Annotated in this window: 4 protein-coding genes; all 4 read left to right on the forward strand. The window is 48.6% G+C overall.

Translation table 11 applies throughout. The features are described 5' to 3' along the window. Positions 1 to 605, forward strand: a 605-nt coding sequence (locus tag EAE90_RS22845; RefSeq protein WP_422616015.1) for a bacteriophage T4 gp5 trimerisation domain-containing protein, incomplete at its 5' end; no start/stop codon positions are given. Between the two features lie 2 nt (positions 606 to 607). Continuing rightward, positions 608 to 1,966 (forward strand): VRR-NUC domain-containing protein, encoded by a 1,359-nt coding sequence (locus EAE90_RS22850; RefSeq protein WP_214055407.1) that lies wholly within the window; start codon positions 608 to 610, stop codon positions 1,964 to 1,966. Between the two features lie 14 nt (positions 1,967 to 1,980). Beyond that, entirely contained in the window at positions 1,981 to 3,126 is a 1,146-nt protein-coding gene (locus EAE90_RS22855) for a DUF3396 domain-containing protein (protein WP_214055408.1), read from the forward strand. 37 nt (positions 3,127 to 3,163) lie between these two features. Beyond that, positions 3,164 to 3,530: type VI immunity family protein (locus EAE90_RS22860; RefSeq protein WP_339921786.1), on the forward strand; the 367-nt coding region annotated here is incomplete at its 3' end.

Here is a 3,530-nt window from a genome sequence, read left to right on the forward strand (position 1 = left end):
ACCAGCAAACAGAAGTGGCGCATAACCGCACCGCGATAATTAAAAACGATGATGATGAAGCCGTACAGGGCGGCCAGACGCTTGAAGTCGGTCAGAATCAAACGGTGACTATTAAAGGTCAGCAAGCCATTTCCATTGGTAAAAGCCATCAATTAAACGTCGCCGATAACCAGCAAATTACCGTGGGTAAACATATCACGGTGCACTCTGAAAGCGGGCAAATCATCATTGGGAACGCAGGCGGACAGATAGTTATTGATCCGATGGGCAATATTCGTATCGAAGGGGTCAGCATCACCATGACTGACCATATCACCGGTAAGAAATCCGCCGGTGCGCTATTTGACTACTCCGCTCGCTATACCTTGCTCAGTGAACAGAGCGGTAAACCCCTGGCGCATACCCGCTATACCATTACCACCGCTGGCGGTCAAACCCTTTCCGGTAAAACCGATGCGCTGGGTAGAACGGTGACTGTACGGAGTGAGGCGGAAGAAAATTTGCAACTGCATTCACCGGAAACCCCACCGAAACCGAAGCAAACCTTATACGAAGTCGGTGATAACACTCCGGTAGAGTATGTGATGGAATTTACGGAGAAATAAATATGGCAATATCCAACAACGGCAAGATGTGCCCGGCTGTCACCTCAATTAATTGTACAATGGAAATAGGCGTCTTTCCTGCCGATGAAGATCCCTGTTATCTGGCGAGAAAAGCCGAATACGCCCAGCGGCTGCCTGCCAGGATAATCACAAAACTGGGAGAGATACGTTCTCTTAAGCAGATTGTCATGAGTGGGTTAATTAAAATTGAAGAGTATAAGCACGATTTCCTGTGGCCTTACAAAGCAGAAGTGGTGTTTGCTATCAGAGCGGCTAAAGACGTTCCTCTGCCCATGCTGGCGACCAGTCAAGTCTCTAAGCAGCGTTATGGTGATAATTTACCACAATCCAGTAATCCGTTTGCCCGGCCTTCTGACGCCGATATGGAAAAATTTGGAATTGTTGGTATTCGGCGCCCCGATATTATTCTGGTTAAAGATGAAGCTCTTCGCTGGCCGGGCAGAAGTGCCACCTACTTTGATGGCTCTGTGCATCCTGATAACCTAAAAATGTTGATTGAAGTGAAATTTCCGGGTGATGAGCTAAGTAGAGATCAAGAAAAAGATTATATCCAGATTGCTACCCGTGATCGTTTTGGCGTAATGCGAGTCAGCGATAGTCGTACAGAAGAGCAAAAACAGTACGATGAAGCGTGGCGAAAACTTTATCAGCCCGGTTCCCAACACTATAAAAATCCCATCCCACTGGCCCCGCTGCCGCCCGATTCGCCGCCTGATGAGGAAGCTTTACCTGCTCCTCCCGCAGAGGGAGTGCCGGGGACTATTTCGCAGCCGCTGACAAAAAAACTCCCGCTGGTCAGTACCTCCCCGTGGTCTTTTTTACCCAGCTATGAAGACTGGGTTATCCTCGGGCAGGAGGTGGCGGGTCTGACCGAAAATGGGTTGAATTATGTCCGCGACAGTACCCGGGAGCTCCTTGCCCAGTTTGGTACCTGGTTCAATCAAGCTGGCAAGTGGGTGTGTGAAGAAATTATTGACCCGATAAGCCATCAGGTCAGCTACGCTTTTTCCTGGGTCAGTGCACAAACGGGGAAAATCGTGACCTGGACTGAAAGTGAGATAAAAGCCTGGTGGCAGACGGTGCAACAGGGTTCAGATATCACTCTGGAAGAGCTCAAAAACATTAGCTGGATGCAGATACTGAAAGAGGTGGGTGAAGGCATGCTGGGAATGGTGGTGATTATTGCCGGTGTCGCCGTTGTTATCCTTGTCACCCTTGCCGTCGCTGCCGCGCTGATTGCACTGGTGGAAATTTTAGCCGCTGCTGCTGCGGTAAGCGCCGCCGCGTTAGCCGCTGTTCTGGCAATATTGGCGAGTGTGACATTCGCTACCGCTTCATAATTAACGGAGAGAATATGGATACTTCAGATTACTTTGCCCAGTTGAGATCACAACTGACCTCTTTTCTTTTTAGCAATGCCGATGGACTGACTGTTTCCCGCCTGGGTCTCTCAATTACCCTGTTTTTTAAACAGGGTTACACCCCGGAGAAAAAACAGCGCATTCTGGCCTGCTACCGGCGCTTTCGCGAAGAGTTTGGTACTCACCTGCGTTTTCACCGCCATGCTCTAAAAGGGTTAAAAAAATATTCACCGGAACATATAGCCAAAGTGGAAGAAGGTATTCTTAATCAGAAAAAAAATCAGCTTTCTACTTGGGATATTAGTGACGCTAAAAACATCTATGAAGCCCCTCACTATCTGATGCATTACTTGGATTCTCGAGAAATCGATGGTGACGACAGTAGTTCTTACCTCAGTCTGGTATTGCCCTGGGATTATCTGAAGGAACAAGAGGGCATGACCCGGTTTATGGCCTGGCTGGACTTTCTGTGTGAACAACTCGAACCTGACTGGGGAGACTGTGGTTACTGTCTGGTCTTACCCAGAGATTATCATGACTATTTTCCTTTGGAGTACCAATTGGCCCTGCGTTACCCTTCCCTGCAAGTCAATTCCACTGTTCACACCACACTGGATGATTATGCCCATTCCATCCGAAGCATTAACTGGATCACCTTGCTGTCCAAACGATTTGTAAACCGACTGGGTGGGGAATTCTGGATACGTCAGGTGCTGCGCCGCTACCGGGATGTGGAGATTACCCCTTATTCCAATGGTCTGATGATCCGAGCCGGTCAATATCCGGACTTAACGCCACTACCGGGCAGTGTCCCGGAGAGTTACTTTGCCATTAACCAGTTGATACGTCCGATACGTTTTGTTCCGGGAGAAGGTGATTCTCTGCACTTTTATGGCGAAGGTCATTTTGATGATATTTCCACACTGGCCTGGTATGCCCGTTATGACCGGGGACCGCTACAGGTGACGCCTTTGAGAAGTAACCATCCGGCACTGGTCAGCGGGATCTGGCAAACCGATAGCTTGCCTGGTCGGCAGTACTTCTTTGCTCAGGGTGCGATGTCTTTTGATGTTGAAGGTGCAGAACCGGGCACAACCCTCTGGCATCTGGTACGGGAAGCGGCAAGTATGTGGGAATAACAGATTATCCACCGACTCATAACTTACGGAGAAAATGATGGAAACTGTAGATGACTTTGCCCAGTTGAAATCACAACCGACCGCGTTTACCTTCCTCAATGGCGATGGGCTGACTGTTTCTCGTCTGGGTCTCTCAATTACCCTGTTTTTTAAACAAGGTTACACTCAGGAGAAAAAACAGCGCATTCTGGCCTGTTACCGGCGCTTTCGGGAGGAGTTCGGCACTCACCTGCGTTTTCACCGTCATGAATTTAAAGGGTTAAAAAAATATTCCCCAGAAAATATTGCCAAAGTGGAAGAAGGCATTCTTAGCCAGAAAAAAAACCAGCCTTGTGGTTGGGTCGTCAGTGATGCTAAAAATGAAGATGAGGCACCTCGTTATCTGATGCGTTATCTGGATTCCG

The organism is Photorhabdus caribbeanensis (assembly GCF_018448885.1).
Classification (GTDB): Bacteria; Pseudomonadota; Gammaproteobacteria; order Enterobacterales; family Enterobacteriaceae; genus Photorhabdus; species Photorhabdus caribbeanensis.